This is a genomic window from Marinicella sediminis (assembly GCF_002000055.1).
Classification (GTDB): domain Bacteria; phylum Pseudomonadota; class Gammaproteobacteria; order Xanthomonadales; family Marinicellaceae; genus Marinicella; species Marinicella sediminis.
Genome location: NZ_MVBD01000016.1, coordinates 40,394 through 57,481 on the forward strand (window position 1 = coordinate 40,394; position 17,088 = coordinate 57,481).

Here is a 17,088-nt window from a genome sequence, read left to right on the forward strand (position 1 = left end):
TCACAGGCTCATCAATTCCTTGAATTTCTGCGTTTGTCGGCGGGACAGTTCAATGTGCGCGCCGCTGCTGAGCTCAATGCGAATGCCCTGAACCCAGGGTTCGATGTTTTTGATGTGTTTCAGGTTAATCAGCTGGTTGCGATTGGCCCGGAAGAACAAGGATTCATCGAGGCGTTCGGCCAGGTGATTCAGGGTTTTCGGCAGCATCGGCCGATGGCCAGCGAAGCAGACAGTGGTGTAATTACCATCCACCTCCATGTGCTCGATTTCGGCCACATCCACAAACCAACAGTCATCACCATCCTTGAGAAAAACCCGGTCACCGGCGGTCAAGCGTTTGGCCGGTGCCTCGCTGATCTGCTGGTTGATGCGCTCGACGGCCCTTGACAGGTCCGATGGTTCAATGGGTTTTTGCAGGTAATCCAGGGCATTGTGTTCAAAGGCACGGATGGCATACTGGTCAAAAGCAGTGACAAACACCACCTGTGGCACCCGGTCCAGTTGTTGCAGCAGTTCAAAGCCATCCATGCCCGGCATCTGAATGTCGAGGAACAGCACATCGGCTGATTGTTGTTGCAGCCATTCCAGTGCCTGTTGCCCGGATTCGGCTTCACCAGCCACCATGATCTGTGGATGGGCGCTGAGTAAATGCTGTAGTTCCTTGCGGGCCAGCCTGGAATCATCAATGATCAGGGCTTTGAGGTGTTTACTCATGTTGATTGTTCTCCAGGGGCATGGTGATGGTGGCTGCGACCCAGTTGTCTTTGACCTGTTCAAGCTGAAATTGAGCATCGGTACCATACAACAACTGCAAGCGTTGACGCAGGTTGTTCAGGCCGATACCGGTGCTGTCATTGTCTGGTTGTATGCGTCCGTGGTTACCCACCCGGATGCGCAGTTGGTTGTCATGTTGATCCACACAGATGGACAGCTCTCCACCGCCGGGCAACAGGCTGATGCCGTGTTTGATGGCGTTTTCTACCAGCAATTGAACCGACAAGGGCGGTATCATCGTATGGGCCACTGCCGGCTCGACCTCGATATTGGTCTGCAGTCGCTGTTCAAAATGAATGGCTTCCAGGGCCAGGTAGTTGTTGACGTGCTGGATCTCCCGTTCTACTGTGACCTGGGTTTGTTGCTCATACTGAAAGGAGTATTTGAGGATCTCCGACAGGTGGGTGATCATTTGCCGGGTGGTGGGTCCATCATCCAATGCCAGGGCGCGCATGTTGTTCAGGCAGTTAAAAATGAAGTGCGGGTTCAACTGGGCTTTGAGGGCCATCAGTTCAGCTTCTTTGACCGAACGCTCGAGTTCCAGTTCGCGGATGCGTTGCCGGCGGTTGATGCGAAATTGTTTAAGCACCAGATACAACAGGGTCCACAGGCACAGCACAATCCAGTTTTGCACCGTGGTCATCAACAAAATGGGCACCGAATAAGCCGCCCAGTTCATCATGTTCAAACCATACATCATCACCATTGAGACGATGAACTGACCGGTCAGGGCCAGCAGAAAGGTGATCAGCAACAATTGCAGCATCAGCCAGCCATGTTTTTGTTGTTCAAACCAGCCCAGGCGGTGAATCAGGTGGCGCAACAAGCCGGAAGCCGGCAGGTAATACATAAATGCCGTCATTTGCAGGACCAGGGTGTTCTGGTTCAGCTGACCGCTCATCCAGCCAAAGAACACACCGGTTAACAGCAGGAAGGTAAACCAACCTGCTGTGTTAACGATCCAGAAGAGGGTGCCTGTGCGCATGATGATCACTGATTCAGAAAGTCAGTCATTGTAGCAAAATAAAATTCAGGATCATCCCACATAATGAAATGTTTACCGGTGTCGGTCACCGCCAGCCTTTGATCTGGCATGGCTGCATACTGGGCTCCGTAGGATTGTTGTAACCGCTCGCGGCTCATGCCATATATTTTGTAAGCGACCCAGGAGCCCATCACCAGGGTGGGGGTTTGGATCACCGCGATTTCATCACGGATGTCACGGGTCATCATCTCATACATGGCCTGATTAACCGATGCAGGATCCGAGTCCATGCCCCACTGTTTGGCCAGTTTGATGTGTTCAGGATTGGTGATCATGGAAGCCAGGATCATGTCCAGTGAAGCCGCACGCATCTGTTCGGATTGAGATGACATTTGGGCCTTCATGCCATTGGCCATGGCTTTGGAATTTTCTTCAGTGGCACCTGGCATGGTCAGAGCCGGAATGAAGGGCACCGCATCAACGATGATGATTTTCTCAAACAGGTTCGGTTGTTCGATGGCCATCAGCATAGACACATAACCGCCCAGGCTGTGGCCCACGATCACCGGTTGTTGCCAGCCGTGCTGATCAATGTAGGCCAACAATTGATCACGCACCTGGTTAAGGAAGCCCTCGGTGTTTTGTAAGGGTGGCTGACCGGCAAAACCCGGCAGGGTCACGGTGTGCATTTCATATTGGCCTTTGAATTGCTCAACGGTGCTGTCCCAGACTTCAGCAGCGTTACTCAGTCCGGGGATCAGCAGCATGGGTTGCCCTTCGCCGTGCACCGTGACTTTGAAATCAAAGTCCCCGGCCAGGGCCGTCAAGCTGGTGAATAAAAAAGCCATTAGGGTAAAAGTTCGGTGTTTCATGCTGTTTCCTGTGTTGTGTGAATGGTTCCAGTGTACGGATGGGCTGAAAAATGGGTGGTGGTTTTGTATGAGCGGTCAGATCGGATGATGAGTGGTTTTTCCATTGAGATATGGCAGTGTTGTATAATCCAAACAACTAATTAATTGTCAGAGGGATATGAAAATTATTGTTTCAATTCTGGTCTTAGTAATTAACACTGTCTCTGGTGTCGTTACTGAGCGATCCAAGCTATATTTATACGAAGTGGGCACTTTACCAACTTTTGGGTATTCTGTTTTATGGGAAGAGAATACATTATTCATGGGCTCAATCAGATCAAATACAGATAGCTCAATCAATACTGGTGCGGTTTATGTTTTCAATAAATTGAATGAACAATGGGTGCAAACAGATCATTTTTGGCCATCTGATGTTCAAAGAGGTGATTTTTTTGGTTATTCAATCAGCAAAATTTCTGATTTGATGATAGTTGGGGCGCCCCAAGAAAGTAATGTGGAAGTCTTTTCCGGAGCTGCCTATGTTTTTCAGCACAATGGAAATGAATGGATTCAGATTTCGAAATTAAAGTCAGAATTGCCTATTAGATATGAGTTTTTTGGGCATACTGTGCATGAGAATAATGATCGTATCATGGTTGGAAGTACCAAAGGTATTTACGAATTTAGAGTCAATGATGGTGTTTGGACTATGAGTGATTTTTTGTCATCATCAAACCCATCTGATTCCTATTTTTTTTCATTTGACGCCAAAGATAATGTAATGGTAACTGCTGATATGTCTGACTCAACTTTGGGATATAGGAATGGTTCTGTTTATTTATTTGAATTAAAGAATGATAGTTGGGTCAATACAGAGCAGTTGTTTCCAAGTGTAATGCAAGAAGATATTAGTTTTGGTTACAGTGTAGCTTTTGATGGAGACAGAATTGCGGTTGGTGCCATAAGGAGTTATATCAATGGTCCTGAATCAGGATCAGTCTACATATTTGAGAAAGTAAACGGTAATTGGGTTGAGACTAATATCATTCACCCTGCAGTTCCTGAAGAACACATGTTTTTTGGCTTTTCCCTGTTTTTGGATGAAAATAAATTATTGGTTGGTGCGCCTGGTAACGCAATAGAGGATGCTAACAGTTACGTATTTGAGTTTCATTTAGTGGATTCGACATGGATTCAGACTGCTGTTTACCAAAGCAGTAATGTGGACCCACAAGACAGATTTGGTACAAAAGTTACCCAAAGAGGAAGTGAGGTATTGGTAACAGCCACAGGTGCATTTGATGAGGATGAACAAGCATTTGCGGCTTATTTTTTTGATAATGATTTTATTTTTGCTAGTGGTTTCAACCAGTTAAATGAACCATAAGTTTTTTTCATTGATGTTTAAAAAAAATATTTAATGCACGACTCATTACAAATTTCCACACACAGTGAACAAACCTTATTGTTAAAAAAACATTAATAAATGCTTGACTCTGAAAAACATCGGCGTAGAATGCGACACCTTTATTGAAACAGGCCCCTGGGCCGAAAGCAAAAACAAGCACATGAAACAACTTTATTTCAACATAAACACACAAGCGACATGTCCGGGTCATGACTCGAACGTGCTGCGCAGTCTGCGTTGATTTAATGCCTTTTTATTCTGGAAGGCATTGGATGGCCTTTCAGGAAACTTTCTCGTAAAGCCCGATTGGTTATCCACATCGGGTTTTTTTATGCCCGAAATAAACAGCTTTGATTGTTCACAAGACAATCAGGCAACCGAATCCAAATCCCAAGGGGTCCTGTCTCTGCATGGCAGGCCGGTGCCCCCAGCATTGCTGGCGTGTATGCCTGGTGATTGGATGCATTAGATGGCCAAATTGGTATAGGCAGTCATTTTAGGTATGACCGTACGTAAGTACATGAAGGTTCGAGTCCTTCTCTAAGATTGATAGCTCAGAGGTAGAGCAGCAAACTCATAATTTGTCGGTCGCAGGTTCGACTCCTGCTCAAGAAACCAGCCGAAAGGTACCGGGCGAAAGCCCCTTTTAATGCAAGACGCGTGACGTCTTTAAACATCACAGGTCAGTCTCTGTGCGTGGAGCAAGGCTCCCTGTCAGCAATCGGTGGCAGCGACAAGGCAGTTGGCGCACAGCGGCCGCGCAGGAAGGTGGCGTTTGGATGGATGGCAACATCCACCCGAATTCCGGGCCCAGGCCCGGAAGCAGGGACGCACCCACCTTTATGCCCGTGTGGCATTGGTCCGCAGTCTGTTTGGGGTAAAAAACAGGCTGAGAAACCGATGACGCCTTTGCCGGCACAGGATGTGCCTTTTCCACAGGCAGGTGGAGCAGGGGCCGATCCGGCGGAACCGGAGCAACCCCACACAGGCCACTGGGTGGCCGTGAGATTGACCTTATTTATTCTTGACCTCTTGACGGGTCTTGAGCCAAGAAAAAAAAGTTTGAGTGACTGAATTTCTGCGTGAGTGAACTGAATCAATAGCGGTGCTATTAATTACGTTCACTGCCTTGAACTTCAGCCCCGCAATTCTTTTTTCAAAGGCTCAGACTCATCAGGAGGTCAAACCAGCTGCTCCATTGTGGAGTGGCAGGTTTGCACCATTCAGTGCGGTTGAGCCGTGTGCTGAATCGGTGGAGAGCTGATGATCAGCTCGACCCGCTGACTTGGTTGGTGAGCGCATAGCGAATCAGAAAGTCATGCGTTTGAACCCTCGACATGATCGCCGTGGCCGCTTTCACTTTTGTCATGAACAAAAGTGAATGAAGTCCCAAGATCATTCATTTTATTGCCGACAGCAGCCAGGATGGTTGTTTGTTGGTGAATCAGACAAGGAAGGTGTCCGTTGCGGTACTCACGCGGCAGTGGATACGGTGACAAGGATTGGTCACCACAGGGTCATTCAAAGGCGGTGTCTCGCTGCTGATGGGTGACCAGGCCGCCACAGGATGGCTTGTGCGGCTGCGGCAGGGAAGAGAGAAAAGGATCGCTTGTACCAGGATGGCCTGGTGCAGGTTTACAGGTAAGTAAGAGAAAGGAAGCTAAAAACCGGTGTCAGGAGGTCCTGGCGCCGGTATCTGGCTCATGAGCCAACCCTATTTAACGCCCTTCGGGGTAATTTTAATCAACGAGGTTTTAATGACTGAGTTCACATAACGGTGCAAGTAAGGATTGCACAGGACGAAAGAAAATGATTTTAAGAAAAAGAATCGTGGTGGCGGACAACGAACGGGCTTTGTTGTTTCGCGACAGACAATTGATTGATGTTTTGACTGCTGGTGTACACCAGTTCTGGGATGTCGGTAACCGCCTGAAAGTTCGGGTGTTTGACATCACCAACACTGAAATTGTACAGAAAGACGTCAAAGCATTACTGCGCAACATGAAATCAAATAACACTTGCGAAGCCGGTTTTCAGCCGCAGGATGAAAGAAGGGAAGCAAGTGACTTTCGTAGCAACGCGCATTACACCGTGATCAGTACCGACGAAAACGAGGTGGCACTGATCTTTGTGGATGGTCAGTTTGATGGCCTGGTGAACCCACAAGCTGAAAAATGGTTCTGGAACACCCAGGCCAAAGTCACGGTCAGACGCATCAATGTCACCGAGCAGGTCGAAGTGTCTGCCAAAGACATCAATGTGCTGGCCAAAGCCGCCAGGGCTTCTGCTTTGGATCAGGGTTTGGTGATCAAGGAAGTGGCCAACCAACAGGTCGGCCTGTTGTTCATCGATGGCCAATTGGTACGGGTTTTGAAAGCCGGTAAATTCGGTTTCTGGAACTTCAACCAAAGCATCGAAGTGCAGGTGGTTGAGACCCGCGCGCAACAACTGGAAGTGGCTGGTCAGGAAATCCTGACCAAAGACAAAGTCAGCCTGCGGGTGAACCTGTCTGCCACATTTAAAGTGGCCGATGCGGTTAAAGCCGTCACCGAACTGGCGAACTTCAGGGAGTTCCTGTACAACGCCCTGCAGCTGGCCTTGCGTAAAGCCATCGGTACCAAAGTGCTGGATGCTTTGCTGGCTGACAAAGAAGCCATTGACACATTTGTGATGAACTTTGTGGCGAAAAAAGTGGCTGCTTTTGGTTTAACCCTGATCGAAGTGGGTGTCAAAGACATCATCTTGCCTGGCGAGATGAAAACCATTTTGAATCAAGTGGTTGAAGCGGAAAAAGCCGCCAAAGCCAACATCATCAAACGCCGTGAGGAAACCGCTGCGACCCGCTCTTTGCTGAACACCGCGAAGTTGATGGACGAAAGCGCCACCTTAAGACGATTGAAAGAGTTGGAAACTTTGGAAAAAGTGGCCGACAAAGTCGACAACATCACCGTGTTCGGTGGTTTGGAAGGCTTGCGGAATGCATTGACCAAATCAGTGTGACCGTTGCCTGTTCTGAGGTCATTCAATGCGCGACGTCATTGGCAGCCAATGGCCAGGTCCTTGGCAACGATGACAACAAAGCAGTGAATGACCTCAGACTGGCTCTTAGAGGTGTGAGCCAACGGTGATACTGAGATGGTTGATGCATTCCAATTAAGACAGCATCAAACTGAACGTTTGATGCGTGTCCACCTGTGGCCCACGGTGTCTTTGATGTCGTGGGTTTTTTTTGGTTTGCATTTGGGGTCATCGGGCGGGAATGACCACGATCGTTGCTCCCTCGCAATGACTGGACAAGTCTATCATCCCGGGCACAGCCGAGGGATCTCCTGAAGCTGGTTCTGCCAGGGGCTTATTGGCTGAGCTGCTTAAACCGTTCCAGTTGTTCGGGGGTTGCTTCTGGTTGGTGCTCGGCTTTCCATTCTGGGTAATCCATTTTGTAGATCATCCGGCGGGCTTCATCAATATCGATATCCACACCCAATTCCTGACCCTCCTGTACGGTCCATTTTGACAGACAGTTGCGGCAAAAACGGGCCAGGATCATTAAATCAATGTTCTGCACTTCTTTGTGGTTATCAAAATGTTCTATCAGGCGGTCCAGTACACGGGCTTTGATTTCGGTTTCTTTTTCCATGGTAAATGTGGGTTAAAAGGAGAATATTTTAACACGTCATCGCAGGCAATCCATCCCTCAGATGTCTTGTATTTATGTGCTTTTACCATGACAATCGGAGTATGGATGTGTTGTTTATTTATGGCCCGGCTGCAGCCGGCAAATACACCATCGGACATCGGGTCGGCGAAATACTGAATATGCCGCTGTTTCACAACCATCTGGTGGTGGATGCGGTGCGGGCATTGTTTGATTTCGGGACACCGGGATTTTGTCAATTGCGGGCTGAGTTATGGCAAAGTGCTTTTCAAACCGCTGCTGAACACCAGCAGTCTTTTGTCTTTACCTTTAGCCCTGAGCGCACGGTTGATCCGGAGCTTATTTCTGAGCTTGAACAGGCCATCACCTCACAAGGTGGCGAAGTGCATTATATTGAGTTGATTTGTAATGATAAGCATTTGATTCAGCGCCTGAATAATGAAAGTCGGAGGCGTTTTGGAAAACTCACTGATGAGGCGCTTTATCAACAGATCAAAGCCGATGGCGGGTTTAGTTTCCCCCGGTTTTGTCAGCCAGTGCTGTCCCTGGACAGTGGCCGCTTATCAGCGCAACAATCAGCTTTGCGCATCATAGATTGGTATCGCCACCGCTGAAGCCGGCGGCACCATTCTGTTCAGCTGTAGCATGGTCGGGTTTGATACAATGCCTGTTTACCAATTAAATTGACACCATGCAAGCAGCTGCTGATGACCGGGACCTGACCAAAGGATCGGTCTACAAACAAATGATCCGCATTGGCATTCCGGCCGCTCTGGGCATGGTGTTCAACACTTTGTATAACCTCACTGATAATTGGTTTGCCGGACGCATATCCGATGTGGCTTTATCTGGGTTGTCCATAGCCAGCATTGTGTTTGCCTTATTCCTGGCACTGGGTATGGGCCTGCAAAGCGGCACATCGGCCATGGTGGCAACTGATTTAGGGACCCGTAAGCCGGCAAAGGTCAGGGCATGGATCAATTGTTCCCACGGCATCACCTGGTTTTTTTCGTTGTTGATTTTGGTTTTGGGACTGTTGTTTGCTGATGATTTACTGAACACCCTCAGTGATGATTCACAGGTGGTGGCAATGGCCTGGGATTACACCTCAGTGATTCTGTATGGCAATGTGTTTTTTAACCTCACATCAATGGCAGCAGGGGCATTAATCGCTCATGGCAATACCCGCAGTTACCGCAATGTGCTGATGGCAGGCTTTTTTGCCAATTGGGTGCTTAACCCCTTGTTTATTTATGTTTTGGATCTGGGGGTTGCCGGTCTGGCGTATTCCACCCTGGTGATCAAACTGGCTTCATCGTTGTATCTGCTGATGGTGCTGAAAAATGAGGTCAGGGCTTGGTCGGTCCCTCAATACAACCTGGATCACTGGAAACAATTGTTGCAGCAAATTCTGCCAGCCAGTATGAACATGCTGACCATCATCATCGGAGGATTCATCACCATTTACTTCATTTCTCAATTCGGTGATGATCCGGTGGCCGGTTACTCAGTTGGAATCCGCATCGAACAATTATTATTGATGCCAGCATTGGGGTTGAATGCTTCGGTGATGGCAGTGGTTGGGCAAAATTTTGGGGCAGGGAAGTTGAACCGGGTGAGGGAAACCTATCAGAAATCACTGACCCTGGCTTTGTTGGTTTCCCTGTTGTTTATACCCACGATGATCTTTTTGTCGCCACTGATGATGACCCAATTTACCGACACTTCAGCCATCATCGATGTGGGTGTGTATTATTTACGGGTGGACGCCCTGGCTTTTTTCGGCTACATGACGCTGTTTTGTTCCAATGCAGTGTTGCAAGCGGTCAAACAGCCCATTTTTCCCATGGTCATTGGTATCCTCAGACAGATGGTGTTGCCGGGGGTCGCATTTTATGTGTTGATTCATGTGTTTGATTATGGCTTGTATGCCATTTTTTGGAGCATTGTTTGTATCGTATTGCTCAGTGCCATACTGGCCTTTTTCTATACCCGCAGACAATTGACCCGCCTCACAGTTCCTTTATCCGATGATTCAGAATAACCAGGCTTTTTGATATGAGTGATTTCCTTAACCGTTGGTTTCAACTGGAACAACACCAGACCTCCGTCAAACAGGAATTGGTAGCCGGACTGACCACATTTCTGGCGATGGCCTACATCATTGTGGTTAACCCCAACATCCTGGCCATCAGCGGCATGGATGCCGGGGCGGTGTTTGTTGCGACCTGTTTGGCTGCTGCTTTGGGTTCTGCACTGATGGGTTTGTTGGCCAATTATCCAATCGCCATGGCTCCTGGGATGGGGCTGAATGCTTTTTTCACCTTCACGGTGGTTGGTACCATGGGGTATACCTGGCAGGTGGCATTGGGCTGTGTGTTGTGGTCTGGGGTGATTTTTTTCCTGTTGTCCCTGTGTCGCTTACGCAGCTGGCTGATCAATACCATGCCGACCAGCCTGAAAACCGCCATTGCGGCCGGGATCGGCTTGTTTCTGGCCATGATTGCTTTACAGAATGCCGGGGTGATTGTTAACAATGAGGCGACCCTGGTGTCTCTTGGCTCGGTTGGCTCCACTGAAGTGTTGCTTACTTTACTGGGCTTTCTGGTGATCATTGCTTTGTACCACCGTCAATTGCCCGCGGCGATCATCATCGGGGTGTTGCTGGTCACGGTGGTGGCCTGGATGCTTGGAAAAGTACAGTTCCAGGGAGTGTTGTCAACACCACCATCATTGGCGCCGACGCTGGCACAACTGGAATGGCGGGCCATTCTGGACCTGACTTTACTGCCGGTGATCCTGTCGTTTGTGCTGGTGGATCTGTTTGATACCTCTGGCACGTTGATCGCGGTGTCACGGCAAGCCGGTTTACTGGATGAACAAGGCCATTTGCCCAGGGCCGACCAAGCCATGTTGGCTGATTCTTCGGCCACCATTGCAGGTGCGGTGATGGGCACCTCAACCACCACCAGCTACATCGAAAGTGGTGCCGGGGTGGCGGTGGGTGGCAAAACCGGTCTGACCGCACTGACCACCGCGGTTTTGTTTGTACTGGCTTTATTTTTTTCACCCCTGGCACAAATGATCCCCCCATATGCCACTGCGCCGGCCTTGTTGTTCGTGGCGGTGATGATGCTATCAGCCTTGAAATCAGTGCCTTGGGATGACCTCACAGAATATGCACCTGTGGTACTCACCGCAATCATCATGCCGCTGAGTTTTTCCATTTCTGACGGCATTGCGGTTGGTTTTATCAGCTATGTACTGATCAAAATCCTCACGGGTCAGCACCAGCATGTACCATTGAGTGTCTGGGTGATTGCCAGCTGCTTCGTACTGAAGTACAGCTTTTTATAAGCCAGAGCATCTGGCAGGTGCATTTTGTTGCGCGGATCAGTATCATGTAGGTTTTCATTTGGAAAGACCCGATGCCAAACAAAACCCTGTTAACCCTGTCCTTACTCACCGTTCTGACTGCCTGTCAGGAACAACCACCTGCAGACAGCAGCCAAACATCGGTTGCTGAACCTGAGGTGGTGGTGACCGATACCGCCATCCCGGTATCTCCGCTGGATGCCAATTTCAAAGCCAGTGCCCAGGTGCTGTTTCATGCCAGGCCGCATTACGCCACCGTGTTGGGGGTGGATGAGGAACTGGCAGGCGGCGCTTACAACCACCGCCTGGATGATTATTCACCAGAATCTGAGGCACAAATGCGCAACCGCATGCGGCAAATCAATGCCCAGCTGACCACTCTGGAAACCGCCAATAAGGTCGATGCTGCTAATCAGCTGGTGATGATGAATCTGAACCGCTACTTCAGCGGTCATGAAGACTTTGACATTGGTTACATCGATCTGTGGATGGGTTTGTCACCTTTTGTGGTCAATCAAATCAACGGCCCATTGATTGATGTGCCGAATTACATGGTCAGTAACCAAAAGATCAACAACCTGAAAGACGCCGAAGATTATCTGGCCAGACTGGATGGTTATGATGCCTTTCTGCAAGGAGTGATGGCCAAACTATCGGCCGATACCGGCAAGGGTTGGATTCCACCCAAAGTGATCATTGAAAAGACCATTGCCGGACTTGAGGCATTCATTGCGCCTGAAGTCAGTGAACATCCGTTGTATCAACAGTTCGAACAACAACTCAATGTCCTTGAAGGGGTGTCGGAAGAAGACAAGAAGCGTATGGTTCAGGAAGCTGCCACCCACATCAAAGACGGGGTATACAGTGGTTATGGTTTATTCATTGACGCGATGAATCAATTGTTGCCCAAGGCCACAGAATCATCCGGTATCTGGGCCCAACCCAATGGTGAAGCTTTTTATGCCGATGCAGTGAAGATGCTGGGTGATACGGATTTAACTCCTGAGCAGATACACAACCTGGGGCTGTCCGAAGTGGAACGCATCAGTGCTGAAATGGATGCCATTCTGGTGGCCAATGGGCACACCGATGGAACCGTTGGTGAACGCATGTTGGCCATCAATGATGATCCACAGTTTCTGTATGAAGATTCTGAAGCGGGCCGCGCTGCGCTGATCGCTGACCTCAACCGCTACATCGATGAGATCAATGTTCGCATGCCTGAGCAATTCGCCACAAAACCGCCTTATGAGGTGGAGGTTCGAGCGTTTCCCAAAGCCAGACAGGCATCGGCACCCGGCGGCATGTATTCATCACCCAAATTGGATGGTTCACAACCTGGTATTTACTGGATCAACTTGCGTGACATCAAAGCCAATCCAAAGTTTGATTTGAAAACCCTGACTTATCATGAGGCCAATCCCGGTCATCATTGGCAAGTGGCTTTGAATCTGGCCCAGGACAGTTTGCCAATGGTCAGAAGGATCGCTCCTTACAATGCCTATGTGGAAGGTTGGGCCTTGTATTCAGAGCTGGTGGCCAAAGAGATGGGGATGTATGAAAATGACCCTTACAGTGATCTGGGGCGGTTGAAAGCGGAATTGTTCAGGGCGGTCAGACTGGTGGTTGATACCGGCTTGCACCACAAGCGTTGGACCCGTGAGGAGGCCATTGAATACATGGCCGGGTCCACTGGCACCGTTGAATCCGATGTGGTTGCTGAAATTGAACGTTACATGGTGTGGCCAGGCCAGGCGCTTGGCTATAAACTGGGTATGATCAAGCTGGTTGAATTGCGTGACCGTGCTCGTCAGGCCCTGGGCGAGCGATTTGACATCAAAGCATTCCATGACCTGGTGTTGTTGGGTGGTGCCGTACCCATGTCGGTGCTGGAAGATAAAATTGAGCAGTGGATTGCAGACTATCCGGTCAGCCCGGTCAGCCAGTGAATTGAATCATTGCATAAGAACAGTGCCCGGGTTGCCGTTAGGTATTACCCGGGTCTTTTCATCGTCACTGTTGATCAGATTGAATGTTTACGTATGTTGTTGGTTTACCAGGTGATGTTTTTCTGATCGTTTTTGCTGGTGATCTGAAAGTCATTCCGGCATCAGTTTCTCAGGTTTTTCTATGTGCAGTTTCACCGTGCTGGCTGCACCGTTCTTGTCGAGGGTTACCACATAGAGGATGTTATAGTTTTCGTGACTCATCGGTGGGAACCGGGTGTCATTGATCAGTCGGTTGACCATGTCAGGGATGGTGTTGCTGTGGCCTATGATCAATACCTTCTGCCCCTGAATCAACTGCAAAAATTTCAGCACTTCAAATGACATCGGGTGATACAGTTCGGGTTTGACAGACGATTCATCTGCGATGAGTTCAGCGGTTTGTATGTTTCGCTTGAAGTCAGTGGTGAAAACCTGATCAAATTCAGTGTGTTGCAGTACCTTTTTCCAGTATTTAGCTCGCTCTATACCCGCTGCTGATAAATCAGGATCCGCTGAATCATCCACTTTCTCTGCATGTCTGAGGATATAAATCTGTGTCACTTCAGTGTTTGATTTCGGTTTTATTGATGACAGTTGTGTCAGTTCAGTTGATGGTTTACTGGATTTGGGTTGGTTAATCCAATTGATCAATAGACTGATCACCATTATTCCAAAGAGCACAATCAAACCGATTTCAACTTTTGGGTTGATGCGACTTTTGCGAATCGTGTAGTGACCCGTTTCTGCTGTTTCTTTGTTGGGTGGTTCAAAGCGATAACCCACTTTATGGACGGTCACTATCAACTCGTCTGTGATGCCTGCCATTTTGAACAGTTTACGCAATCGTGCCACGGCTGCAGGAACGACTTCCGGGGCACTGGGTTTGTCCCGCCAGACTTGATTCATGAAAGATTCTGTGGAAACAGTCTGACCTTCCTGGCTGATTAAAAATTGTAACACTTCAACGGCTTTGTGATCGATGCTGAGCCCGACCCCATTGGAAGTGATGGTGTGGTCATTGAAATTGATGTTCAGGTGTTTGAGCTGATATGTGGTGTTGTCCATCTGTTGCTCCGGTCAAATTGGTGTGTTTTGCATGCAGGATGCCAAAGTAACAACAATTTTAAATGAAATACGGGGCAAAAATTTAACATCAGGTAAAAAAAAAGCCACCTTCCCTGGTGGCGAGGAGTTGTCCAATCCCTTTGTCGTTCACTATATAGATGCAATTCAGTTCAGAGAACGATGTGTTTATTTACAACATAAGTGGGCGGAACAACTGTTTTCCTGTCTAGTTTAATGAAGCCTGAGTGTGTGTCAGGTCAATCAGGCCCCATCGGTTGAGGGTTTATCAGAAAGACTGGGTATATCGAAAATACGTTACCCGGCCATACCCGTCATACAAATTAAAGTCATATTGCCGGCTGCCAATGTTACCCAGACCCAATGGAGGGTATTTTTCTCCGGCATTGCGCACGCCCAGGGTAAATCTACCGTCCCAGGATGTGTGGTAATTGGCCTGGAAGTCATGCGTAACCCAAGTGGGTACATGCCCTTGCTGCTGGCCATCAACCACCGAATTGGCCTGGTCGCCAATCACATTCAGGTTGTAACCCAGTGACCAATTTCCCAGGGTATATAAATTGGACACAACCATGCGATCAGCGGGTGCCCCAGGGTCACCGATCTGGTTTCTTCCGCCATCAACAGACTGATCAAGTACGTGACTCCACTGCAGATTGTGTGTAAACCTGCCGCCCAGCGCCGCATAATTGAAGCGGGCATTCAGGTCCAGGCCAGATGTTTCAATCACCCCTTCGTTACCAAAGCCCCTGGTGCATTGAATGATGCCACCTGTGGCTGAATCCCGTTGACATCCCAGCCCGGCCGGTACCGGATCTCCGCTGATGTCGCGATTGATCAGAAACTGCGTCAGAAATGAACGGATGCGGTTTTCAATCTCAATGTTGTAGTAATCAACTGTGAAGTTAAACCAATCAACAGGTTCGTATGCAAGGCCGAATGAAAATTGTTGTGATTGCTCAGATTCCAGATTTGGATTGGCGATGACGATGGCCTGAACCTGAGTCCGGCAATTTGCAGCCAAACCTTCTGCCTGACAGGTTTGTGCGTCGGTGATGGTGTCCGCTGATGTGGATGGTTTCTGGTTAAGGATATCCAATGATGGCGCCCTGAACCCTTCACCATAAGATGCCCGTAAAGTCAGGTTATCCATTGGCTGATAGCGGAAGGACAATTTGGGTGAAAAATCATTGCCGTAATCTGAATAATCATCGTACCTTCCAGCCAGGCTCATTTCCAGGTTATCCATCAATGGAATCAGGGTTTCAAAGAACAGGGAGGTCACATCCCGGGTTCCCACCGCACTGTTTCCGGAAGACCCGCCAACCTGACCGGCTTCTGATTGCGGATCATACAGGTCGGCAAATTTCTCTTTGCGGTACTCTGTTCCAACGTATGCCGAAACCGGCCCATTGGCCATGTCAAATAAATCAAATGACACTGAACCAAAAACCTCGTCCTGATCGTACCGGCCATCACGGAAAATTGTGATGCGCATGGCATTCAGTACACTGGGGTCTGCATTGTATGGGTCCTGGAGGTTGTAAGTGCCATTTTGTATGGCATCAAAAGCTGCAGATCTGAGCAGGTAATTGCGGCCCACATCAGATGTGCGGTTATCTGACGTATTCATACCCAATTCCACTTCGGCCCGACCGATTTGTCCAGTCACACCAATTTCAAAATTGGTTCTTTGGTTGGTGACGTTGCTGTCGCGGTTTCCCAGCGCATCAAAGCGATGTCTCCAGTGTACCAGTTGTGGTTCAGGGAAGTTCACCGGGTCATAAACCGGGCTCAAAGGGTTACTGGGGTTATTGGGGCTGTCCAGAGTCAGTGGTGCAGGACCGCCGGCAGCTCTGACACTGCCATCTGGAACAGGTGCATACCGACCAAATGATTCGGTTTGATAAAAACCAGCGTTTGCCCAAAACATCCAGTCATTATTGATTTCATGTTTTGCTCTGGCAAAAAATGATTTATTCTCGGTAGAAGCTTCATCTGCAGCTGCCAGGTCAAAGTCATAGGCGCATCGACCTGTGGATTGGAGGATGTAAAATCCTGTGTCCGGAAAGGCACATCCATCAGCCACTGGGAAATAGCTGCCAGTTTCATTGCCGGAAGGAGAGACCGCACGAAAATTATTACTGAAGGTGGATGCACCGGCTACTTTCCATGGCAGGTCATTTTGATATATGATTTCCCGGTCATTCCAGGATATGCCTGCAATGATGCTGGTGGTGTCACCGGCTGAACCAAATAACACATAACCTTCTTCACGTTCTCCACCATTGGCGGGTATGCTTACTTCTGCTCCGCCTATCATCACTTCAGCACCCTGATAATCAGAACGGGTGATGATGTTGATCACGCCACCAATGGCATCTGAGCCGTATATTGCTGATGCCCCGTCTGACAGGACTTCAATGCGTTCAATGGCTCCCATGGGTAATGTATTCAAATCCTGTGAAGATCCGGTTGAAGGTGATTTGGGTAATCTGCGACCATCAATCAGTACCAGGGTACGGGCAGCTCCAAGCCCTCTCAATGATAAGGTTGATACCCCTTGTTGTGAACTGCCCGACTGTGGTCTGAATGAGCCAAAACTGTTAAAAGTGGTGTTTCTTAAAAAGTCTGCAGCGTTGCTTTCGCCACTGAGTTCGAGGTCTTCACGGGAATAAACGGTGACAGGCAGGGCACCCTCAACGTCAGAACGTTTGATTCTGGATCCAGTGACCACCAGTTTACTTTGTTCTTCAATGGCATCGCTATTGTTTTCCTGGGCCGAAGCCTGTGGCCCGAATCCGAGGGTGATGACGGCACCTGTAATCAAGGCTCTTTTCACTGCCAGGGTCATTGGGTTGTATTTAAATGTCATTTATGGTTCTCCAATTTTTTTAATGGTCTTTTGCCATCGGCTGATGTTATTTGAGTGGCCTAATCCATTACCTATTACATGTTTCGTAGATTGG

The 17,088-nt window shown here is 48.7% G+C and carries 12 protein-coding genes and 1 tRNA gene; 7 read left to right on the forward strand and 6 right to left on the reverse strand.

What is annotated here, in order from left to right; all coding sequences use genetic code 11:
- Genes B0475_RS16205 through B0475_RS16215 form a run of 3 tightly spaced genes read right to left on the reverse strand, consistent with a single transcriptional unit; the run spans position 1 to position 2,631 of the window.
- The gene (locus tag B0475_RS16205) at positions 1-714 is read right to left on the reverse strand and encodes a LytR/AlgR family response regulator transcription factor (RefSeq protein ID WP_077412937.1); all 714 of its coding nucleotides are present in this window, start codon (positions 712-714) and stop codon (positions 1-3) included.
- Positions 707-1,759 (reverse strand): sensor histidine kinase, encoded by a 1,053-nt coding sequence (locus B0475_RS16210; RefSeq protein WP_157893031.1) that lies wholly within the window; start codon positions 1,757-1,759, stop codon positions 707-709. Before B0475_RS16210 ends, B0475_RS16205 begins: the two co-directional genes overlap by 8 nt.
- 5 nt (positions 1,760-1,764) lie before the next feature.
- A complete protein-coding gene (locus B0475_RS16215) occupies positions 1,765-2,631 on the reverse strand; it encodes an alpha/beta fold hydrolase (protein WP_077412939.1) in 867 nt (288 codons plus the stop codon).
- Positions 2,632-2,788: 157 nt separating this feature from the next.
- Here B0475_RS16215 and B0475_RS16220 point away from each other — a divergent pair, with 157 nt between their 5' ends.
- The 3 genes from B0475_RS16220 to B0475_RS16240 all read left to right on the forward strand — a co-directional run bounded on the left by B0475_RS16220 (position 2,789) and on the right by B0475_RS16240 (position 7,018).
- Positions 2,789-3,997, forward strand: coding sequence for an FG-GAP repeat protein (locus B0475_RS16220; RefSeq protein ID WP_077412940.1), 1,209 nt, complete (start codon positions 2,789-2,791; stop codon positions 3,995-3,997).
- Positions 3,998-4,563: 566 nt separating this feature from the next.
- A tRNA-Ile gene (locus tag B0475_RS16225) sits at positions 4,564-4,636 on the forward strand.
- Positions 4,637-5,827: 1,191 nt separating this feature from the next.
- Positions 5,828-7,018 (forward strand): slipin family protein, encoded by a 1,191-nt coding sequence (locus B0475_RS16240; protein ID WP_077412943.1) that lies wholly within the window; start codon positions 5,828-5,830, stop codon positions 7,016-7,018.
- A gap of 352 nt (positions 7,019-7,370) precedes the next feature.
- Here B0475_RS16240 and B0475_RS16245 read toward each other — a convergent pair whose 3' ends face one another.
- Positions 7,371-7,655, reverse strand: coding sequence for a DUF1244 domain-containing protein (locus B0475_RS16245; protein ID WP_077412944.1), 285 nt, complete (start codon positions 7,653-7,655; stop codon positions 7,371-7,373).
- 101 nt (positions 7,656-7,756) lie between these two features.
- Between B0475_RS16245 and B0475_RS16250 the strand changes: the two genes are divergently transcribed.
- From B0475_RS16250 to B0475_RS16265, 4 genes are all read left to right on the forward strand, one after another.
- Positions 7,757-8,287, forward strand: coding sequence for a hypothetical protein (locus B0475_RS16250; RefSeq protein ID WP_077412945.1), 531 nt, complete (start codon positions 7,757-7,759; stop codon positions 8,285-8,287).
- 77 nt (positions 8,288-8,364) lie between these two features.
- Positions 8,365-9,717 (forward strand): MATE family efflux transporter, encoded by a 1,353-nt coding sequence (locus B0475_RS16255; RefSeq protein WP_077412946.1) that lies wholly within the window; start codon positions 8,365-8,367, stop codon positions 9,715-9,717.
- A 14-nt stretch (positions 9,718-9,731) separates the two neighbouring features.
- Entirely contained in the window at positions 9,732-11,030 is a 1,299-nt protein-coding gene (locus B0475_RS16260; RefSeq protein ID WP_077412947.1) for an NCS2 family permease, read from the forward strand.
- Between the two features lie 71 nt (positions 11,031-11,101).
- Complete coding sequence (locus B0475_RS16265; RefSeq protein ID WP_077412948.1) at positions 11,102-12,997, forward strand: DUF885 domain-containing protein; 1,896 nt, start codon at positions 11,102-11,104, stop codon at positions 12,995-12,997.
- Positions 12,998-13,147: 150 nt separating this feature from the next.
- Here B0475_RS16265 and B0475_RS16270 read toward each other — a convergent pair whose 3' ends face one another.
- The gene (locus B0475_RS16270; protein ID WP_077412949.1) at positions 13,148-14,101 is read right to left on the reverse strand and encodes a winged helix-turn-helix domain-containing protein; all 954 of its coding nucleotides are present in this window, start codon (positions 14,099-14,101) and stop codon (positions 13,148-13,150) included.
- A 286-nt stretch (positions 14,102-14,387) separates the two neighbouring features.
- Positions 14,388-16,994, reverse strand: coding sequence for a TonB-dependent receptor plug domain-containing protein (locus tag B0475_RS16275; RefSeq protein ID WP_077412950.1), 2,607 nt, complete (start codon positions 16,992-16,994; stop codon positions 14,388-14,390).
- Positions 16,995-17,088: the final 94 nt, after the last annotated feature.